This window comes from Nitratiruptor sp. SB155-2, from assembly GCF_000010325.1.
Classification (GTDB): domain Bacteria; phylum Campylobacterota; class Campylobacteria; order Campylobacterales; family Nitratiruptoraceae; genus Nitratiruptor.
On sequence record NC_009662.1, the window covers coordinates 1,318,740 to 1,335,963 of the forward strand.

The following is a 17,224-nucleotide window of genomic DNA, read 5'->3' on the forward strand; positions in this document are numbered from 1 at the left end:
TTTTTATGAGTTTTTCATATGATGCAAAGCAGCGGTTATGGCAGCTACTTTTTTCAATTTTTCTCGTTTTGAAGTTACACCTTTTTCGGCTTTTGGTTCTTCAAAACTTTCAGGAAAGTATTTCAACAAGAGCTTGTGCTGCCAATCCAACACCCATACCATCAACATTAAAAATAGATACACGACCCCCATCCCAAGGATCATATACTTTACGGCTTCCAATATCATGATCGCTCCAATATTAGGATTTGATTTATTGTAATAAAATGTAGCTTACAAAAGCTTATAATTATATTTTGAATAAATTTTTCTTTCCATTTTGTTACAAATGTAATAGAATACCCAAAAAACAAGGAGGGATTCATGGACAAAGAGAAAGCGATGACAGAATTCAAGGCATACGAAAAGATGAGACTGGAGATGTATGATTTTTTGGAGCGCTATATTCCAAAAGATGAAAATGGTCAGCTCGACTTTTCGAAAGCTGGATGCATTCCGGCCAATGAGGTCTTCGATAGATGGTTTGCCCTCGATTATCAAGCAAGAAAAATCCGCGGTATCGCAGTCAACTGTCTGGGGCTCAAAGGTGAGTAGTTTCGACAAGCGGGCAAAAGATTGGGATAAAAACAGCAAAAGAGTGCAAACTGCACGGAAGGTCGCGAAAGCTATCAAAGAGTGCGTGCAAAAAAAGGGATTGGATATTCTCGATTTTGGCTGTGGAACTGGGCTGGTCAGTTATGAACTCACTGATATTGCCAACTCTATCACAGGTATCGACACCGCACCCAAAATGGTGGAGATGTTCAATGCAAAATCCACTTCCAGCACTATTCAAGCGCATTGTAAAGATATCGATGCAATTGAACCCACATTCGATCTTATTGTCAGTTCAATGACATTTCATCACATCGAGGATATCCATGAAATCATCGGTAAACTCTACGCAAAACTAAAACCTGGTGGAATTATATGCATCGCAGATTTAGTCACAGAGGATGGAACATTTCATAGCGACAACACAGGTGTTCATCACTTTGGCTTCGATCCAGAGCGGCTGGCAAAAAAGTTTGAAGAATTGGGGTTTCGAAAACTGTGTCTAAACGTGGTGCATACCATTGAAAAACATAAAAACTTCGATGTTTTTCTACTCTGTATGCAAAAAGGATAACAGCCTTTTTGCATCTTGCACGGCAGCTCCTCCAAAATCGTTATTGAAATAGACATACACATCACTGTGAGATTGCAAAAAACCTTCTATTCTCTTCGCCCACGACAAAAGCGTCGCATCATCGTATGAACCCACATACCTTCCGTTGCTCCCATGTAAGCGAATATAGACAAAACTGGCGGTTTGTACCACAGGTGTACTCTTTTTTCCAAAGTCATGCACGCAAAAAGCGACTCCGTATCTTCGTAACAGTTCAAACAACTCATCTTCATACCAACTGTTATGCCGAAATTCAAAAGCGTATCGGTATCCATGCGGCAAAATGTGTAAAAAGGAGGCTAAAAGCTCGATATCTTTATGCAGTGAAGGTGGCAGTTGAAAAAGGATGACACCAAGATGTGGCTTGAGGGGTTTGACAAGATGCAGAAAACGAAAGAGCTCATCTTTTGCATCTTTGAGCTTTTTATAATGTGTGATCCCTCTATAGGCTTTGATGGTGTAGTAAAATCCTTCTTTTGCCACCTCCAGCCAGTGCTCTATTGTCTTTGCTTTTGGAAGATGATAAAAAGTGGCGTTCATCTCAACCGTGTTGAAATGTTCCATATAGTAAAGAAGATACTCTTTCTTTGGTAGATTATCGGGATAGAACACCCCTTTCCAGTGATCATAGTAAAATCCACTTGTACCTATAAAGGCTTTAGCACTCATAAAGTCCCATCAAGATTGCTTCATCGATCACAAAGGGTTTGATTATCTCCAAAAGATCCCGTTTTGAAACTCCTGGTTGTAGATTAAGAACCCGATCGAGTGCATAGAGTTTTATAAAGTATCTATGGACTCCATTTGGTGGACACGGTCCTCCATAACCTATTTTGCCAAAGTCGTTGATCCCCTGTTTGATCCCGTATTCAAGTTCGGGTACATTTGGGATTCCTTCTGGTAAACCCTCTAAAGAAGAAGGAATATCATAAATTACCCAGTGAACGAAAACACCCATCGGAGCGTCTGGATCATCCATGATGATAGCTAAACTTTTTGCCTCTTGCGGAACGTTTTTAAAAATGAGAGGAATAGAAATATCGGCCCCGTCACAGGTATACTTTGCAGGAATCATCCCTCCATTCTCAAAAGCTGGTGATAACAGTTGCATCTTTTCTCCTTTTGCTGCAACAAGTGCAGCTACAATCATACATAAAATAAAATATTTTTTCATAACTACTCCACATGTTCCAGGACCAAGCGAAGATCTTTTTGGTCAATAATCACATTGGCTTCTTTTTTCAGCACCTCTTTGGCACAAAAGGCGATTTTCGTTTTTGCATGAGAAAACATGCTTCTGTCATTGGCCCCGTCACCAACCACGACCGTATTGTCAGGGGTAATGTTTAAAATTGTTTGCAAGCGCTGCAGCATATCCCCTTTACTGAAATCAAACATCATCTCTCCACCAACCAGTCCGGTCAAAAAGCCATTTTTGGCATGTAAGATATTGCTAAAATCTCCATCCAATCCCAATACCTCTTTTGCATAGCTTGTGGCATTGCGAAAACCGCCACTGAAAACAACGACTCGGTACCCCCTTTTTTTCAGCTCGGCAATCGTCTCTTTGGCCCCAAGCATATAGGGGAGATTATGACAAATCTCATTCACTTTTTTCTCTTCCAGACCTTCGAGCAATCGTACCCGTGTAATAAGACTTTCAAAGAAATCGAGTTCTCCCCGCATAGCCATCTCTGTAATTTCTGCCACTTTTTCCTTCAAACCCAAGGCCCCAGCCAGAAAATCGATCGTCTCTCCATCCATCAACGTCGAATCGAAATCAAAAACACAAAGCTTCATCCCACTCCTTTTTACATTAGTTTAACCAAGATTAGATTAAAATAGAACAAAAAGGGTATGGATGTTCGAAGCGCTCGTTGAAAAGCTGCGAAGTGGCCGTTACGTCTCTCTTGAGACAACGCCTGGTCATCTGCCAACGGTTGAAAATATCATCCAAAAGATTGAGCAACATCGATTGCACGAAAAAGTAGATGCTTTCACTACAACGGACAATCCGCTTGCAAAACTCAAATACAATGCCATCTTAGCAGCAATACGGCTCCAAACAAAATTCAAAAAACCAGTTATAGCCACTATGAGTATGCGCGATCGAAACAAGATCGCTTTGCAATCCGATCTCTTGGGAGCAAACGACTTTGATATACGAGCCATTCTGGCACTCACGGGAGATCCGGCAAAAATCAGTGACCAACCAAATACGAAGGGCTGTTTTGAAGGAGACAGTACGCTGCTGCTGGATATCATCAAATGTTTCAATGCCGGAATCGATTATGCCGGTAAAGAGTTTTCCATAAAACCAAAAAAGATCTACCCGTTTGCGGTATCCAACTCTTACGCCAAAAATCCGAAAACACTGCAAAGAAAATTTTTTAAAAAAATTGAGCATGGTGCTGTCGCTATCATAACGCAACCTGTTTATGACAGAAACAACATTATGCTGCTTGTAGAACTTTTCGAAGAGATACGCTCCCAATTTCAAAACGATAAAGCCAAATCGCAACTTATCCTTGGTTTTTTTCCTATTACGAAACTCAAAACCGCCCAATTCCTCGCCTCCCATGTTCCAGGAATCAATGTCCCAAGATTTTGGATTGATGAACTCTACAAAGCCCACAAAGATGGAGAGAGAAAAGAGTATGAAGTGGGTATGGCATTGAGCCGAGATCTTTTTGAAACAATCATGAATATACATCCAAAGGTTCATATCATGACGGCCAACAGGTTTGAGGTAGCAAATGAGATACTTTCTTAGCCTTTTCTTTACTGTATCTGTTTTATTTGCAGGCGTTTTGGACACGTGGCATCAAAAAATAGAGGATTTTTTTGGAAACACAATAGAAAGATTGGATAAGTTTTTAAGCGAAAGCAACGAATCTGTATCTCAAAAGTACAGCCTGGAAACTTCGCTGAGAGTTTTTACAGAGTCGAAAAAAGCAGGAAGTGGATATAAATTCAATATCACATCCAAAATCCCACTTCCCAGAACAGAAAAAAAGCTCTATCTTTTCTTACAAGATTTCAAACGAACAACCTCCGTAGATGAGCAATCGGGAAACAATATCCGTGACTCCATAGACAACAACTCCTATTTATTGGGACTTTTTTTCAAGCCCAAATCAAAACTCAAATATCGTGCGGGGATACGTTTTCATACCATTACACCCGATCCTTTCGCTGGAGTTGTATTTCACGATATGGTTCAATTTGATCAAAAGAATCGTTTGGAATATGGTGATAGTCTGTACTACTACCTCGATAGAAAACTGGACAATACCCTCTATGCCAACTACATTTATCATATCAACAGTGCGCAATATTTTGCTTTTGAAAACAGCTACCGATATATACAAGAACCTAACAAAGAGCATCAAATCCTTGACAGTTTCAAACTCTACACCACATTGAATAAAAAAAGATTTGTCATCCCGAGTTTTCAGGTCTACTCAACAGCAAATCAAAAGAGATCCTATCATTTGGACTATATCTACCTTGGATGTACATATCACGATACCATCTTAAGACCATGGTTGTTCTATGAAGTGGCACCTGCAGTCCTTTTTCGAGAAATAAACAATTTTCAAGCAAGTTACAGAGTGGACTTTACGGTCGGTATCACATTCTCAAAGTGACAAATTCATCGTTTTTGTAACAGAGAAACTCTTGGGAACAGGCAAATGATGGTAGGTTGATATATCGTTTGCCGTAGCATGTTATCTCTATATTTTGATGGTAATGCCCTTCAATGATAGTTTCACAATTTTTATAAAGAAGCGCTCTTTTACAGGCGATGGTATTAAAATTTTCTATTTTTTTGCACAACTTTTTTCTTCTGTTATTCGTTTGAATCTTGCTGGATAGCCAATGAGCAACATTGATAGCGTTTAAGATTTTGATCACCACCGGATTGCGAACTAATTTTGCATACAATGCATACGTTCCACCAATGAAATTATCCCCATGAGACAGGGCGATGCAACCATTTGGGCTTTGTATATAGATAGGTTGATGCTCTAAGGGGATGACTTTTATAGAAGGAAAAATAGATTGCAAGTGAAAATCGTGATTTCCTTCCAGATAGATGCATTCAATTTCTTGGGAAACAGTATTCAACAAAGAGATGACATCTCGGTTTTCCTCCAATGTCGCTTCCACTCCACCTACCAAAAGATCGAAGATATCCCCCATCAAAAAGAGTTGAGGGGTATCGATATCTTTTAAAAAAGCGATAAACTCTTCACGAATCCCACGATGGTAGTGGACATCCGCTATGAACACTGCTCCATCTTTAAGGAACATAGGCAATTGTCGGCAGTCCTGTAGATTCAGGAAGTCCCATCATGATATTCGCGTTGGCTACTGCTTGTGAAGAGGCACCCCGCAAAAGATTATCTATTGCGCTGCTCACAAAAAGGGCATTTTCATGACACTGGGCGTAGATATCACAAAAATGGGTTCCTGCGACACTTTTGACATCCACTGGCATCTCCTTGATTCGAACAAATGATTCATCCGCATAAAAATCTTGTAAAACTTCGATCGGATCGATCGACTCTTTCAAAGTTACGTAGCTGCTCACAAGCATTCCTCTTGTAATTGGCAATAGATGGGGAACGAAATTGATGTGATAGACCTCTTTGCCAAAAATTTCCAGTTTCTCTTTTATCTCCACAGAGTGTCGGTGTTTGATAGGGTTGTAGGCAAAAATATTTTCATTGATAGAAACATAATGGGTTTTGGTAGAGCATTTTTTCCCGGCGCCACTCACACCACTCTTTGCATCGATAAAAATTGGTGCGTTTGCATCGATAAAAGGCAAAAAAGGAATAAGAGATAAAAGGGTGGCTGTTGGATAACATCCGGGATTTGCTATGAGCTGCGCATGCTCAATTTTGTCTCGAAAAATCTCGGGAAGACCATATACAGCACTTCGCAGATGCTCTGTATCGGTATGTTTTGTATAGTATGCCTCATAATTCTCCAACTGCAATCTGTAATCGGCTGAAAGGTCCACTACTTTCACGCCCGCTTCCAATAACGGTTTTGCAACCTCCATCGCCGTTTTATGCGGAAGTGCCAAAAAAGCAAGGCTGCAGTTATCGGCTATTTTTTTGATATCCGTCTTTTCAAGCTCTTTTTCATATACCCCTTGCAGTGCCGGGTAGAGCTCTTCTATTCGCTCTCCCCCTTCACTGCTTGCAAGATACGTCAATTCAAAATGGGGATGATTCAACAAAATTTTGATGAGCTCCAGTCCCGTATAGCCGGTTGCTCCAACAATCGCACATCGAATCATTCTTCAAACTTTATCGGTTTGTAATAGACTTCCAACACTTCAAAATCGATCTCCCCTTTTGGAAGTTTTACCGTGATTTCATCTCCCTCTTCTTTGCCGATAAGCTGTCTTGCCAATGGAGTATTGTAAGAGATGAGCCCATGTTCGGGATTACTCTCGGTAGAGCCAACGATCGTATATTCGATCTCTTCCTCTTCCTCGATGTCAAGAAGCTTCACAGTAGATCCAAATCCAACTTTGTCATGGGGCAGTTTACTTGGATCGATCACCTGAGCTCTTGCCAAAAGATCGGAAAGCTCCGTCAACCGTGCATCGATAAAAGCGAGTCGCTCTTTTGCTGCATGATATTCGGCATTCTCTCGCAAGTCTCCATGCTCTTTCGCCCTCTCTATCTCTTCGACGACTTTTGGACGCTCCTCTTTCAGTGCTTCAAACTCTTTTTGAATCTTTTCGTATCCATACTGCGTCATCGGCTCTTTTTGTTCCATGAAAAATACCCTTTTTTGCTATAATTATACCAATTTTCAAGGAAGCAGATGAAACTACTTGTCAGCGTTTTGGAACGTTCTGCGAATGTCCATTTGGCTTCGCTTCTAACTCATCTTGAAGGTGTCGAAATCCAAGGAGTTTTCGACAAACAGCTTGGCTCCCCCATCATGGACCTGCAATCCCTGGCTGTCATGGGGTTTGTGGATGCTGTTAAAAAGATTTCTCTTTTTATGAAGTTGCAAAACGAACTTGTCAAGATGGCAGAAGAGGCAGACAAAGTTTTACTTATGGATTCATCCGGTTTCAATATTCCCTTAGCCAAAAAGATCAAAAAGGCATACCCAGATAAACCCATCATCTACTACATTCTTCCACAAGTTTGGGCATGGAGACCCAAAAGAGCAAAAATTTTAGAAGAAAATATCGACCATCTTTGCGCCATTTGGCCCTTTGAATCAACATTTTATTCACCCAGTGCGCCTATCCACTATGTAGGGCATCCCCTCCTTGATCAAATAAAAGAGTTTAAAAAAGAGCCTATTCAAAGCGATACCATTGCATTTTTACCTGGTAGCAGACGCAGTGAAATCAAACGATTGATGCCCGTTTTTCAGGAAGTGCGCAAAAAATTAAACGATAAAAAAGCTCTTCTTGTCGTACCCAGACATTTTTCTCAAGAAAACCTTCGAACTATCTATGGCGATGTCAGCAGTTTCGCCATCGTCCATAACACCCATCAAGCTTTGATGCAAGCAGAGTTTGCCTTTATATGCAGTGGTACGGCAACACTGGAAAGTACGCTCACAGGAACACCTTTTATACTTTCCTATATCGCCAATACCATAGACTATGCAATAGCAAAACGTTTTGTCAATCTTCAATATGCAGGTATTGCCAATATACTCGCTGAATCTATACATATAGATCCGATACACCCAGAATTTTTACAAAATGAAGTGACTCCTCAAAACCTTCTCAAAGCCTACAATGAGTATAATACGAAAAATTTTTATGAAAAATCCACACAAATCCGCTCACTTTTAGGTCATGGCAGCGCCAAAAACGTAGCGGGGATTATCCAAAAGGTTTAATACATGAAAATCGATTTTATCGACCTTAAAACCCAATATAGAAAATATCAAAACGAAATCGATCAGGCTGTAGCGAATGTCATGGCATCAGCCCAGTTTATTGGTGGGCCGGAAGTGAGTGCACTAGAAAAAGAGTTGGCCCAATATACCGGTTCAGCCCATGCCATAGGATGTAGCAGTGGAACGGATGCTTTGCTCCTGGCACTCATGGCGATCGATGTGAAACCGGGCGATGAAGTGATAACGACACCCTTCACCTTCATTGCAACCGCGGAAGTTATCGCATTTTTGGGTGCAATTCCTGTTTTTGTGGATATCGATGAAAAGACATACAATATCGATCCCACAAAGATCGAAGAAAAAATCACTCCAAAAACAAAAGCGATCATCCCTGTCAGTCTTTATGGGCAACCAGCAGACATGGATGAGATCAACGAAATTGCCTGCAAATTCAATCTTACGGTTATCGAAGATGGTGCACAAAGTTTTGGCGCCGAATATAAAGGAAAAAAGAGCTGCAATCTCTCACATATTGGATGTACCAGCTTCTTCCCTTCCAAGCCTTTGGGATGCTATGGTGACGGGGGAGCCGTTTTTACCAATGATGAAACAATTGCCAAGAAAATAGCTATCTTAAAGAATCACGGCCAGACAAAACGATACGAACATGAGGTTATTGGTCTTAATGCCAGACTCGATGCAATCCAAGCAGCGATCCTTCGCATCAAACTGAAACATTTCCCTCAAGAAGTTGAGGATCGGATCGCTATTGCAAATAGATATACCGAAACTTTGCAAGAATTTGTTATCACACCTTTTGTCAAAGCAGATAGAATAAGTGTCTATGCCCAGTATTCCATCCAGGTACAAAACAGAGATAAGGTTTGTCAAAAACTCAATGAAAAAGAAATCCCTACAGCCATCCACTATCCAAAACCGCTGCATCTACAAAAAACTTTTTCTAATCTCGGCTACAAACTCGGAGATTTTCCATTGGCAGAAAAGGTGAGCCAACAGATCATGAGCTTACCTATGAGCCCATTTTTGCAAAAAGAGCAGCAGGACTTTATCATTGATTCGCTAATCGAAATAATAAAGGAAGTTCGATGAATATAGGAATTGTCGGGCTTGGTTCTATGGGCAAAAATCACTATAGAGTGCTTAAACGAATGGATAATGTCACCATAACCGCTCTTTGTGATATCAAAAAAACAGAAAATTTTGATGAGCCTTTTTACGATGATTTGGAGACAATGCTCAAAAACGAACCCATTGATGCACTTATCATCGCAGTCCCCACATTTTTACATAAAGAGGTGGCTCTAAAAGCAATAGAGTATGGAAAAGATATCTTCATCGAAAAACCTGCTGCTTCATCTATTGAAGATGCATATGAAATTTTAGATGCTGTAAAGCAAAAAGGTGTCAAAAGCTGCGTTGGCCATGTAGAGCGATTCAATCCAGCAATTACGCACCTCAAAAGCGAACTTCATAATCGGGTTATCTACACCATAGAGATCACTCGAATAGGTCCTTTTCCTCCCCGTATCAGTGACGTTGGTGTCCTTACCGACCTTGCCGTACACGATATCGACCTCATCCGTTTCATAACAGGTAAAGATATTTTGCAAACTTCCATCTACAAATCGAGAAAGATTCACAATCACCACGAAGACAATGCGGTACTGAGTCTGTTACTCGAAAACGAGATCGTTGCGAACATTACAACAAACTGGTTAACACCTTTCAAACGAAGAAAAGTGGAAGTGGCCTGCAAAGAGGTCTACTATGAAGCAGATCTCATAGGCCAAACACTCCATGCCTACAGCGATTTTCAAACAGACAACTCCTATAGAACAAGAGACATCCATATCAAAAAGGATGAACCACTCTATAAAGAACTGGAAGCTTTCATCCACTATCTGCGATCAGGCCAAAGAGGCGATCTTGCTTCTATAGAGGATAGTATTCAAACACTTCATATCACACATGCAAAATGATTGGAACACTGGTTTCTATCGGAGCTATTTATATCTTTATCGTTTTAGGATATTTTGCAAAATACGTTTTTAAAGAGAAAATCCACGACAAAACGCTTGTGATTTTTTCCGTTTATATCTTTCAACCCTTTCTTGCCCTTTGGGGTATCTTGCAAAAACCGATCAATTTTGATTTGGCCATGGCACCAGTTATCTTTTTTACCATCTCTTCTGTAATTATCCTAATTAATATCCTTTTAGCAAAAAGACTCTTCTCCTCTTTGCAAGATCGATCGATCTTTACAGTAGCAAGTGTGATAGGAAATACCGGAAATCTTGGTGTTCCTCTGGGTATTGCCATTTTTGGCGAGGCTTCCGTACCCTATACAACACTCATTAATCTTGCCAATGTGATCATTGTCTATACCTTTGGAGTCTACTTCTATTCCAGAGGAAATTTCAATGTCAAAGACTCCATTCTCAATATCATCAAACTCCCTGTACTTTGGTTTACTGCACTTGCAGTCATACTCAATCTTTTGCAGTATCACCCCTCCCCATCCATCGACAAATCTTTGCAGATGGGCGCGTATACGAGTATGGTGGTCCAACTGCTCATTTTTGGCATCTATCTTTATTCAGTGCATCTCAAAACCATCGACTTGAAACTCATAAGCTCTATTACATTAATCAAATTCGTTTTCATTCCCTTGATTGCCTTTTTCATCTTGTCTGCTTTACCAATCGAACCTTTTACAAAAGGGGTTCTTTTTATGGAACTCATGATGCCTTTGGCAGTTGCCAACGTCAATCTGGCAGCTCTTTATGAATGTAAATCAACGCAAGTGACCGCAGCCGTTTTTGTAACATCCCTTCTCTTTTTGATACTCATCTTTTTCTATCTTCCACTCCTGCACCATTTATGGCAACAGTGAGTGTGCTATAATTGCCCAAAAAGTTGAGAGGTAATGAAGAGGATTTTAATTACCAACGATGATGGATTTGAATCACTTGGACTTCGTGCACTCATAGAAGCCCTGCGAGATATCGCACAATTAACCATTGTCGTTCCAGCCAATGAAAAGAGTGCATGCGGTCATAGCCTTACCCTTACAAAACCCCTTCGATTCGTGGAAATCGAAGACAATTTCTACAAACTTGAGGATGGTACGCCGACTGATTGCGTATATCTCGCCCTCAGCTCTCTCTATCCTGATGGCGAAAAACCGGATATTATCGTCAGCGGTATCAACAGAGGTGCCAATATGGGAGAGGATATCACCTACTCCGGGACTGTGGCTGGCGCGATGGAGGGAGCAATCTATGATATTCCATCTATCGCCATCTCTCAAGTGTGCAACTCCAACTGTGAAGAGACAGAAATGGAAGTAGGATATGAGCAGGCAAAATATGTCGCTCGCGATTTGGTGGAAAAAATATTTCAGCAAGGCTGGCCAGCAGGTCACAGAAGATGCCTCAATGTCAACGTTCCACCCACAAAAGAGTTCAAAGGATATAAAATTACAAGGGCGGGATACCGAGTCTATTTCAATCAGGCGCACCTGCACAGAAATCCCAGAGGAATCGAGTACTGGTGGCTGGGCCTTCATCCTTTGGATTGGATACCGGGTAAAGAGAGAGATTGCGATTTTGAAGCGGTCAAGGAGGGTTTTGTCTCCATTACTCCGATCAAAGCGGATCTCACAGCCTATGAAGAGATACCAAAATTAAAGAGTTGGCTATGAGATTTGAACGTTGTCGGATGCTTTTTGGCAAAGATTTTGAAAAACTGCAAAAAGCAAAAGTGCTCATTTTAGGTGTTGGAGGCGTGGGGAGTTTTGCTTTGGATTGTCTCTATCGAAGTGGCGTGCACAATATAACAATCGTCGATTTTGATAGATACGATCCTACCAATCAAAACAGGCAAATAGGTTCTGAACATGTTGGAGAAGTAAAAGTTGAAGTGCTTCAAAAACTCTATCCGGGTATCGAAGCGATTGATGCGAAAATTGATCAAAAGTGGATCGAAAATTTCGATTTTGAACCCTATGATCTTGTGATTGATGCGATCGATGACAGACATGCAAAAGTGGCACTGGCTCTAAAGGTATGGCCAAAACTCATCTCATCCATGGGAAGTGCAAAAAGATGTGATCCAACAAAAATAGAAGCGACGACTATTTGGAAAACACATGGCGATCCCTTTGCAAGAAAGATTCGATATGAACTGAAAAAGGCCGGCTTTAAAGGAAACTATACCGTGATATTTAGTCCAGAAGAACCAAAATGTAAAGAGAAGGGAAGTTTTGTGGGCGTTACCGGAAGCTTCGGCCTTGCAGTGTGTTCAAAAGCGATAGAGAAAATCATCGATGCAAAAAAATAATCTTTTTTGCATCAGCTCCTTTTAGCTTCTTACAGGAACGCAAATACGCCGTTGGATAATTCTTCTTTGTTTGATGTAAAAACTTTTTTGCTTCTTTCAAGTTTTTATATGGTCCTGATACAAACTTGTACCAGTTATTGTGCTGATATATTACGCCCAGCCTGTATTTTTTGAAAAAACGCCTATCTTCATCTCCATGAATCTCTTTTTGTGTAGAATGGATAATACACCATCCTGCAAATATATGTATACATGATAAAAAGATAACAAATATGATACGCATCTGCCCCCGTGTGATTTTGTATCTTAAGTATATTTAGGCTATATTTAAAATATGGTTAAAAGAGACGCGTTTACACTATACGAACTCATTATTGTCATTGTCACGATTGGCATATTGGCTGCTGTGGCGATTCCAAGACTTAAAACAAATACGCTACAAGAAGAGACAATGCAAGTAGTGGATTTTATTCGTTATACTCAACATCTTGCTATGGTTGATGATAAATACGATCCTTCAGACCCTAACTGGCAACAGAAAGCTTGGTGCATTCAAGTCAATGAGAATAATCTCTCAATTTTTAGCGGAAACGTTTATGCAAAAGACCCTATAACAAATAAGGAAATTACCGGAGGATTAAAAGACAATTCAAACAGGGATTTTCAAATCACCCTTTCTCCTCACACTACAATATGCTTTGATGAACTAGGAAGGCCCTATCAATCCAATAATAATGATATCAAATACAACCATCTCCTACGAAATATTCTCAAAATCACAGCTAGCTATGAAGGAAAAGAGATAAATATTTCCATCCAGCCCGAAACGGGTTTTGTATCTTTGCAATGATCTCATGCTATCTCATATGAAAATCGACATGAACGTATAAAGCAATTTTTTAAAAAAGTGAAAGAATCATTTAATATATACAATACGATTAATAGGAAATTTTGAGAGATATGAGCAGATAAGAGCAGCAGAGTCGGATGCAGCATATCAAGAGCCATGGAGAAAAAAAGCAAAAAAATATATATCAGCAATACTGATGAATTAATGAAAAGATTGGATAAAACACTTCATCTATAATAAGAACCCCCCTACCATCCAAGCTTGAGACTGCATAAACCCAAGGAAATCCAAAGCGTACAATTTCGTTTTGGTCCCCATTAGTTTAAAATCGTCAAAGATCCTATGCTAACCTATAAAGAGATGATCTTACTCGATATTGGCAGTCATGATGTGGTGTATTGAGAATTGATGTATATAATAAATAGAAAATCGTGGTGCGACAGAGACGCACCGATTAAATTTCTATAATACCTATAATACGGTACTTTAAGGAAATAATTTATATTTTTGTACCGCATCATGTACCGCAAAAAATCATCAACGCAAATAGAATTAAAATAGATTTTTTGCCATCCATCTTTTAATGGATTCTTTGATCCCGTCCGCCATTTTGCAGCAGCCCACCACCAATAAAGATAGAGTTACTCCTGCAATAATTGTGAGTGCGGTTACCTCTTTAGAGGAGTCAAACAAGATGATCCACACCATGGGGATAAGTACATACTCGGCTCTTGCGTGGAGTATGCTCACGATTAAGTAGAGATGATAAGCAAAACGATAACTTCCATTGCGTTGCCTTTGGTTATAGCGTTAGTGTTAATTTGGTTATAGTTAGTCAATTTCAGTAAAAGCCGATAGTATGAGGGCTTCAAGTTATTATTAAGCCAAAAAATTGACTAAATATAACTACCTTCAAAAGTCTGTAGCTAAAAAAATGTCGGGGCTCACACAACCCCCAAACTCAAACCTTTGACCAGGACCCAAGAGCTACAAACCGCCTTTAGGAATGATCTTGTATGAGCTTTGCTCTATTTCGTTTGGCTTTGATACTCTGCAATAATCTCTTTGGCTTTATCGAGCGTAACGTTTAACTCCTTGAGCTTCTCCTCACACTCAAAGCTCTTGACGATGCGCTGATAGAGTTCTGGGCGTGAGTGCTTCCATCTGCTAAAGGTGTTCTCTGGTACATTGATAGCGGCTGCCATCTCTTTTGCTTTCATATCGATCCTTATGCTATAATGTTGTGATATACACATATCGTAGATAATTATATCGTTATAGATATGATTAATCCTTATTTTGATGATATAGTTTTATATCTTAAGCTTTGCTTCTCATAGTGTAGATAGATACTCAAAACTTAAACGAATTATTCACATATCGCTATCAAAACCGATAAAGAAGTGAAAAACTATTCACATTTAAGCTTCAAAATCCTTAAAGTGAGAAAATCCATCAAAAAAGATAAAAAAACCGCTTTAAAGAGTATTGAAAACTCTGATTTTCAATATTGTTGATTTTTCAAACCTTAGAGAAGCAATTTTTATGTGCTTATTGTTGATTTTGTAGTGCAATTCAAATGATGTAGAAAATCAAGCCTATTATTGCAGCTGCAACGGTAAGCAATGCAAGGATCGCTCCTGTTACTGCCCCCTCGATAATTCCCTCTATTGCTGCTCTCAAAGTGTTTATGATGCTCATGTCTGCATTATAGCGTAGTGCGCAGGATGTCCATTTCATGGACACCCTGAGGCGTTTTAGCTCTCCTGTAAGACTTCATTATTACTCACACTTTTTCTGGGCGTATGGCTAAAGTTTCTATGGGGTTCATATAATCCTTGTGCGCGGGTCCTACGCTTCTTAAACTGGCTGGGGTGGTGCAAGCCCCGACATTTTTTTAGCTGAAGTAAAAAATAAAAAGGTGATATATGAAAGAGGTATATTGGATAAACCCACCTGGAAATAACGCACTTTCTCACTCATCGACAAATGGATCGAAACGAGTTAAGTCCTACTAAGGTTAGTTCTTTGCAGCTGTAATAAGCATTGAGGTCTCCAGCACCGATAAATCTCTCGATCGCTGATATTTTTTTTCATTGTCGCTTCGCTCATCCGATAAGTGAAACATTAACTCACCGATACGACTCAAAACGACCCTGATTTTTTCTCCTTAATTTTATAAAAAACATGGTTGACACTGACAACAATTGATAAAATGCCCATATTACGGTATTTTGAGTGTCAGTAATAAAAAGGTTGACACCAAAAGTCCTATAAAATGGCTACTTTTACACTTTTTGTCAGTGTCAACCTAATATTTTGATTCTAAAGCATTACTCTTTTGCTCTTTAACTATATAACTCTGTCCCTCTTTCTCAATCACATAGTAAGGCTCAAGTATTTGTAAAGCCTCTTTTTTGCTAATTCCTTTTAATGGACGATAAATATCTCTTAGCTTGATGGGCAATTTTTGCTTTAGCGTATAACTTAATACTCTATCCCGTTTCTTTTCAAAATTTATTTCTTTTTGCTCTTCTAAATGGATGGCTATATGTGATGCTTCTATAGCTTGATAAATATAGAATTTGGTTATCTCGATAGCTCTGTACATAATGTCTGCATCAATATAGTTGTGTTCCTTTTGTTCATTAATGGCTTCTATCGTGTGCAAGAGAATCGCTAAAGAGCCTAAAAGCTTATCACTTTTGCTTAAAAAGCCTCTAAGGATCGGATATTCTTGTGATAGATCATTATTAAGCCCCTCCATAAACTCTTTAAACATCTTTTTTGCATCATCGTTTAACTTGAGATAATACAGATCTTTGATATATGGGTATTCTTTTGCTTTGGTATAGTTTTGTAACTTCATATCTATAAGCGTATCTACCAGCTTTTTAAATTCACTATAGATAAGTTCATTTTGTTCCTTATCGGTAATTTGATATTGAAAATCTTTTACTACATAAATAAGTTGAAATCTATCATTAAAACCGCTTGCTATGTTATCCTCTTGAGCAAGTATAAGTTGCTTATAAAGCTCTGGCTGTATTCCTCCAAATAGACCGATAGTGAGTTTTTCTATATTTACATCGCCTCGATTTATTCTCCCTATCGTGTGTTTACTTGCACCGCTCCAGCTTTCAAGAATAAGACTTCTCATCTCTGGGTCTTTTACAAAGTTATAAATTAGCCTTGTGATCTCATCTTGAAAAATCAAAATCCCTTGTGAGTTGGATTCGAGTATATCGGTAAGCTTCTCTTTAGTAGTATCCGTTAAGATGAGGTAACGGCTTTTTGGTTTACTTTCTGTTTCTTTTTCAAGCTTATGTATAGCTTCTTTTAGTTCATCTGTTTTTTCAATGTCCCCCTCTGCTTCTGCTTTAACAAGCTGTCTTCTTTTGTTCTCAAGAGCTTTCATTTTCATCTCATATCGCTCTTTTTCCTCTTTGAATCTATCTACATATGTAAAATGCTTCTGATAGATAGGATGTGAAAAAGCTTGAAATAGAGGCGTTTTTCTTGTTCCCTTTTCTGCAATGATGCAACCCCATAGATTGGGAATTATTTTATAGGATATGTCATTGGTGGGCACTAAGCACAATTTATCGGTTATGAGGTTAGATAAGAATGCAAAACTTGTAGTAGCTACTTCTTCAAAAGGCAGATTAAGCCTATCGCTTATATCTTCAAAATACTCCTTTATAGGATATGGTAACAACTCTTTATCAATAGTTTTATTTATATAATCGTCTGTTTTTATGTTTTCTTCTTCTTGTGCTACAATTTCATTAGTTACCTCGCTTACTGGAATTACGCCATCTCCATCTTGTGGAGCTGGCTCGTCTAAAGCTTCTTTTACCAACTCTTCTCCAAGTATATCCATTACACCTTGTTTGATAATAGCCATCAAC

The 17,224-nt window shown here is 39.3% G+C and carries 22 protein-coding genes; 11 read left to right on the plus strand and 11 right to left on the minus strand.

Features of this window, described 5'->3' with window-relative positions; translation table 11 throughout:
• Positions 1-3 precede the first annotated feature (3 nt).
• Entirely contained in the window at positions 4-228 is a 225-nt protein-coding gene (locus NIS_RS07000) for an OadG family protein (protein ID WP_012082675.1), read from the minus strand.
• A 135-nt stretch (positions 229-363) separates the two neighbouring features.
• Here NIS_RS07000 and NIS_RS10280 point away from each other — a divergent pair, with 135 nt between their 5' ends.
• Together NIS_RS10280 and NIS_RS07010 are read left to right on the plus strand one after the other, a co-directional pair.
• Positions 364-594, plus strand: a complete 231-nt coding sequence (locus tag NIS_RS10280; RefSeq protein WP_041354051.1) for a hypothetical protein — start codon at positions 364-366, stop codon at positions 592-594.
• Positions 587-1,168 carry a class I SAM-dependent DNA methyltransferase gene (locus NIS_RS07010; RefSeq protein ID WP_012082676.1) on the plus strand — a complete coding sequence of 194 codons (582 nt, stop codon included), beginning with the start codon at positions 587-589 and terminating at the stop codon, positions 1,166-1,168. The genes NIS_RS10280 and NIS_RS07010 overlap by 8 nt, the downstream gene beginning before the upstream one ends.
• Here NIS_RS07010 and NIS_RS07015 read toward each other — a convergent pair.
• Genes NIS_RS07015 through serB form a run of 3 tightly spaced genes read right to left on the minus strand, consistent with a single transcriptional unit; the run spans position 1,145 to position 3,007 of the window.
• A complete protein-coding gene (locus tag NIS_RS07015) occupies positions 1,145-1,876 on the minus strand; it encodes a DUF72 domain-containing protein (protein WP_012082677.1) in 732 nt (243 codons plus the stop codon). The genes NIS_RS07010 and NIS_RS07015 overlap by 24 nt on opposite strands.
• Positions 1,866-2,381, minus strand: a complete 516-nt coding sequence (locus NIS_RS07020; RefSeq protein ID WP_197524220.1) for a YbhB/YbcL family Raf kinase inhibitor-like protein — start codon at positions 2,379-2,381, stop codon at positions 1,866-1,868. Before NIS_RS07020 ends, NIS_RS07015 begins: the two co-directional genes overlap by 11 nt.
• A gap of 2 nt (positions 2,382-2,383) precedes the next feature.
• Positions 2,384-3,007, minus strand: coding sequence for a phosphoserine phosphatase SerB (gene serB, locus NIS_RS07025; protein WP_012082679.1), 624 nt, complete (start codon positions 3,005-3,007; stop codon positions 2,384-2,386).
• A 61-nt stretch (positions 3,008-3,068) separates the two neighbouring features.
• On the opposite strand from serB, the gene NIS_RS07030 reads away from it, so the two are divergent.
• On the plus strand, positions 3,069-3,980 hold the full coding sequence (locus NIS_RS07030) for a methylenetetrahydrofolate reductase (RefSeq protein WP_012082680.1): 912 nt from the start codon (positions 3,069-3,071) through the stop codon (positions 3,978-3,980).
• Positions 3,964-4,857, plus strand: coding sequence for a hypothetical protein (locus tag NIS_RS07035; RefSeq protein WP_012082681.1), 894 nt, complete (start codon positions 3,964-3,966; stop codon positions 4,855-4,857). Before NIS_RS07030 ends, NIS_RS07035 begins: the two co-directional genes overlap by 17 nt.
• Here the strand turns inward: NIS_RS07035 and NIS_RS07040 are convergent.
• The 3 genes from NIS_RS07040 to greA are packed head-to-tail and all read right to left on the minus strand — an operon-like array spanning position 4,841 to position 7,009.
• Positions 4,841-5,503, minus strand: a complete 663-nt coding sequence (locus NIS_RS07040; protein ID WP_012082682.1) for a UDP-2,3-diacylglucosamine diphosphatase — start codon at positions 5,501-5,503, stop codon at positions 4,841-4,843. The genes NIS_RS07035 and NIS_RS07040 overlap by 17 nt on opposite strands.
• 10 nt (positions 5,504-5,513) lie before the next feature.
• The gene (gene argC / locus NIS_RS07045; protein ID WP_012082683.1) at positions 5,514-6,521 is read right to left on the minus strand and encodes an N-acetyl-gamma-glutamyl-phosphate reductase; all 1,008 of its coding nucleotides are present in this window, start codon (positions 6,519-6,521) and stop codon (positions 5,514-5,516) included.
• Complete coding sequence (gene greA / locus NIS_RS07050; RefSeq protein WP_012082684.1) at positions 6,518-7,009, minus strand: transcription elongation factor GreA; 492 nt, start codon at positions 7,007-7,009, stop codon at positions 6,518-6,520. Before greA ends, argC begins: the two co-directional genes overlap by 4 nt.
• Positions 7,010-7,057: 48 nt before the next feature.
• Here greA and lpxB point away from each other — a divergent pair, with 48 nt between their 5' ends.
• From lpxB to NIS_RS07080, 6 genes are read left to right on the plus strand one after another with little or no spacing between them, the layout of a single operon-like run.
• Positions 7,058-8,101, plus strand: a complete 1,044-nt coding sequence (lpxB, locus tag NIS_RS07055; RefSeq protein WP_012082685.1) for a lipid-A-disaccharide synthase — start codon at positions 7,058-7,060, stop codon at positions 8,099-8,101.
• A 3-nt stretch (positions 8,102-8,104) separates the two neighbouring features.
• Complete coding sequence (locus NIS_RS07060; protein ID WP_012082686.1) at positions 8,105-9,211, plus strand: DegT/DnrJ/EryC1/StrS family aminotransferase; 1,107 nt, start codon at positions 8,105-8,107, stop codon at positions 9,209-9,211.
• Positions 9,208-10,101 carry a Gfo/Idh/MocA family protein gene (locus tag NIS_RS07065; RefSeq protein WP_012082687.1) on the plus strand — a complete coding sequence of 298 codons (894 nt, stop codon included), beginning with the start codon at positions 9,208-9,210 and terminating at the stop codon, positions 10,099-10,101. Before NIS_RS07060 ends, NIS_RS07065 begins: the two co-directional genes overlap by 4 nt.
• Positions 10,098-11,015, plus strand: coding sequence for an AEC family transporter (locus NIS_RS07070; RefSeq protein WP_012082688.1), 918 nt, complete (start codon positions 10,098-10,100; stop codon positions 11,013-11,015). The genes NIS_RS07065 and NIS_RS07070 overlap by 4 nt, the downstream gene beginning before the upstream one ends.
• A 33-nt stretch (positions 11,016-11,048) precedes the next feature.
• Positions 11,049-11,825 (plus strand): 5'/3'-nucleotidase SurE, encoded by a 777-nt coding sequence (surE, locus tag NIS_RS07075; protein WP_012082689.1) that lies wholly within the window; start codon positions 11,049-11,051, stop codon positions 11,823-11,825.
• Entirely contained in the window at positions 11,822-12,463 is a 642-nt protein-coding gene (locus tag NIS_RS07080) for a tRNA threonylcarbamoyladenosine dehydratase (RefSeq protein WP_012082690.1), read from the plus strand. The genes surE and NIS_RS07080 overlap by 4 nt, the downstream gene beginning before the upstream one ends.
• Here NIS_RS07080 and NIS_RS07085 read toward each other — a convergent pair.
• On the minus strand, positions 12,444-12,746 hold the full coding sequence (locus NIS_RS07085) for an SPOR domain-containing protein (RefSeq protein ID WP_041354053.1): 303 nt from the start codon (positions 12,744-12,746) through the stop codon (positions 12,444-12,446). The two genes, NIS_RS07080 and NIS_RS07085, sit on opposite strands and share 20 nt — an antisense overlap.
• Before the next feature lie 51 nt (positions 12,747-12,797).
• On the opposite strand from NIS_RS07085, the gene NIS_RS07090 reads away from it, so the two are divergent.
• Positions 12,798-13,313, plus strand: a complete 516-nt coding sequence (locus NIS_RS07090) for a pilus assembly FimT family protein (protein WP_012082691.1) — start codon at positions 12,798-12,800, stop codon at positions 13,311-13,313.
• Positions 13,314-14,341: 1,028 nt separating this feature from the next.
• Here the strand turns inward: NIS_RS07090 and NIS_RS07095 are convergent.
• From NIS_RS07095 to NIS_RS07100, 3 genes are all read right to left on the minus strand, one after another.
• Positions 14,342-14,533 carry a hypothetical protein gene (locus NIS_RS07095; protein ID WP_012082692.1) on the minus strand — a complete coding sequence of 64 codons (192 nt, stop codon included), beginning with the start codon at positions 14,531-14,533 and terminating at the stop codon, positions 14,342-14,344.
• Positions 14,534-14,888: 355 nt separating this feature from the next.
• Positions 14,889-15,053: a hypothetical protein gene (locus NIS_RS10285; protein ID WP_158297278.1), complete on the minus strand. Its 165-nt coding sequence runs from the start codon at positions 15,051-15,053 to the stop codon at positions 14,889-14,891.
• Positions 15,054-15,624: 571 nt separating this feature from the next.
• Positions 15,625-17,220 carry a DUF3987 domain-containing protein gene (locus NIS_RS07100; RefSeq protein WP_012082693.1) on the minus strand — a complete coding sequence of 532 codons (1,596 nt, stop codon included), beginning with the start codon at positions 17,218-17,220 and terminating at the stop codon, positions 15,625-15,627.
• Positions 17,221-17,224: the final 4 nt, after the last annotated feature.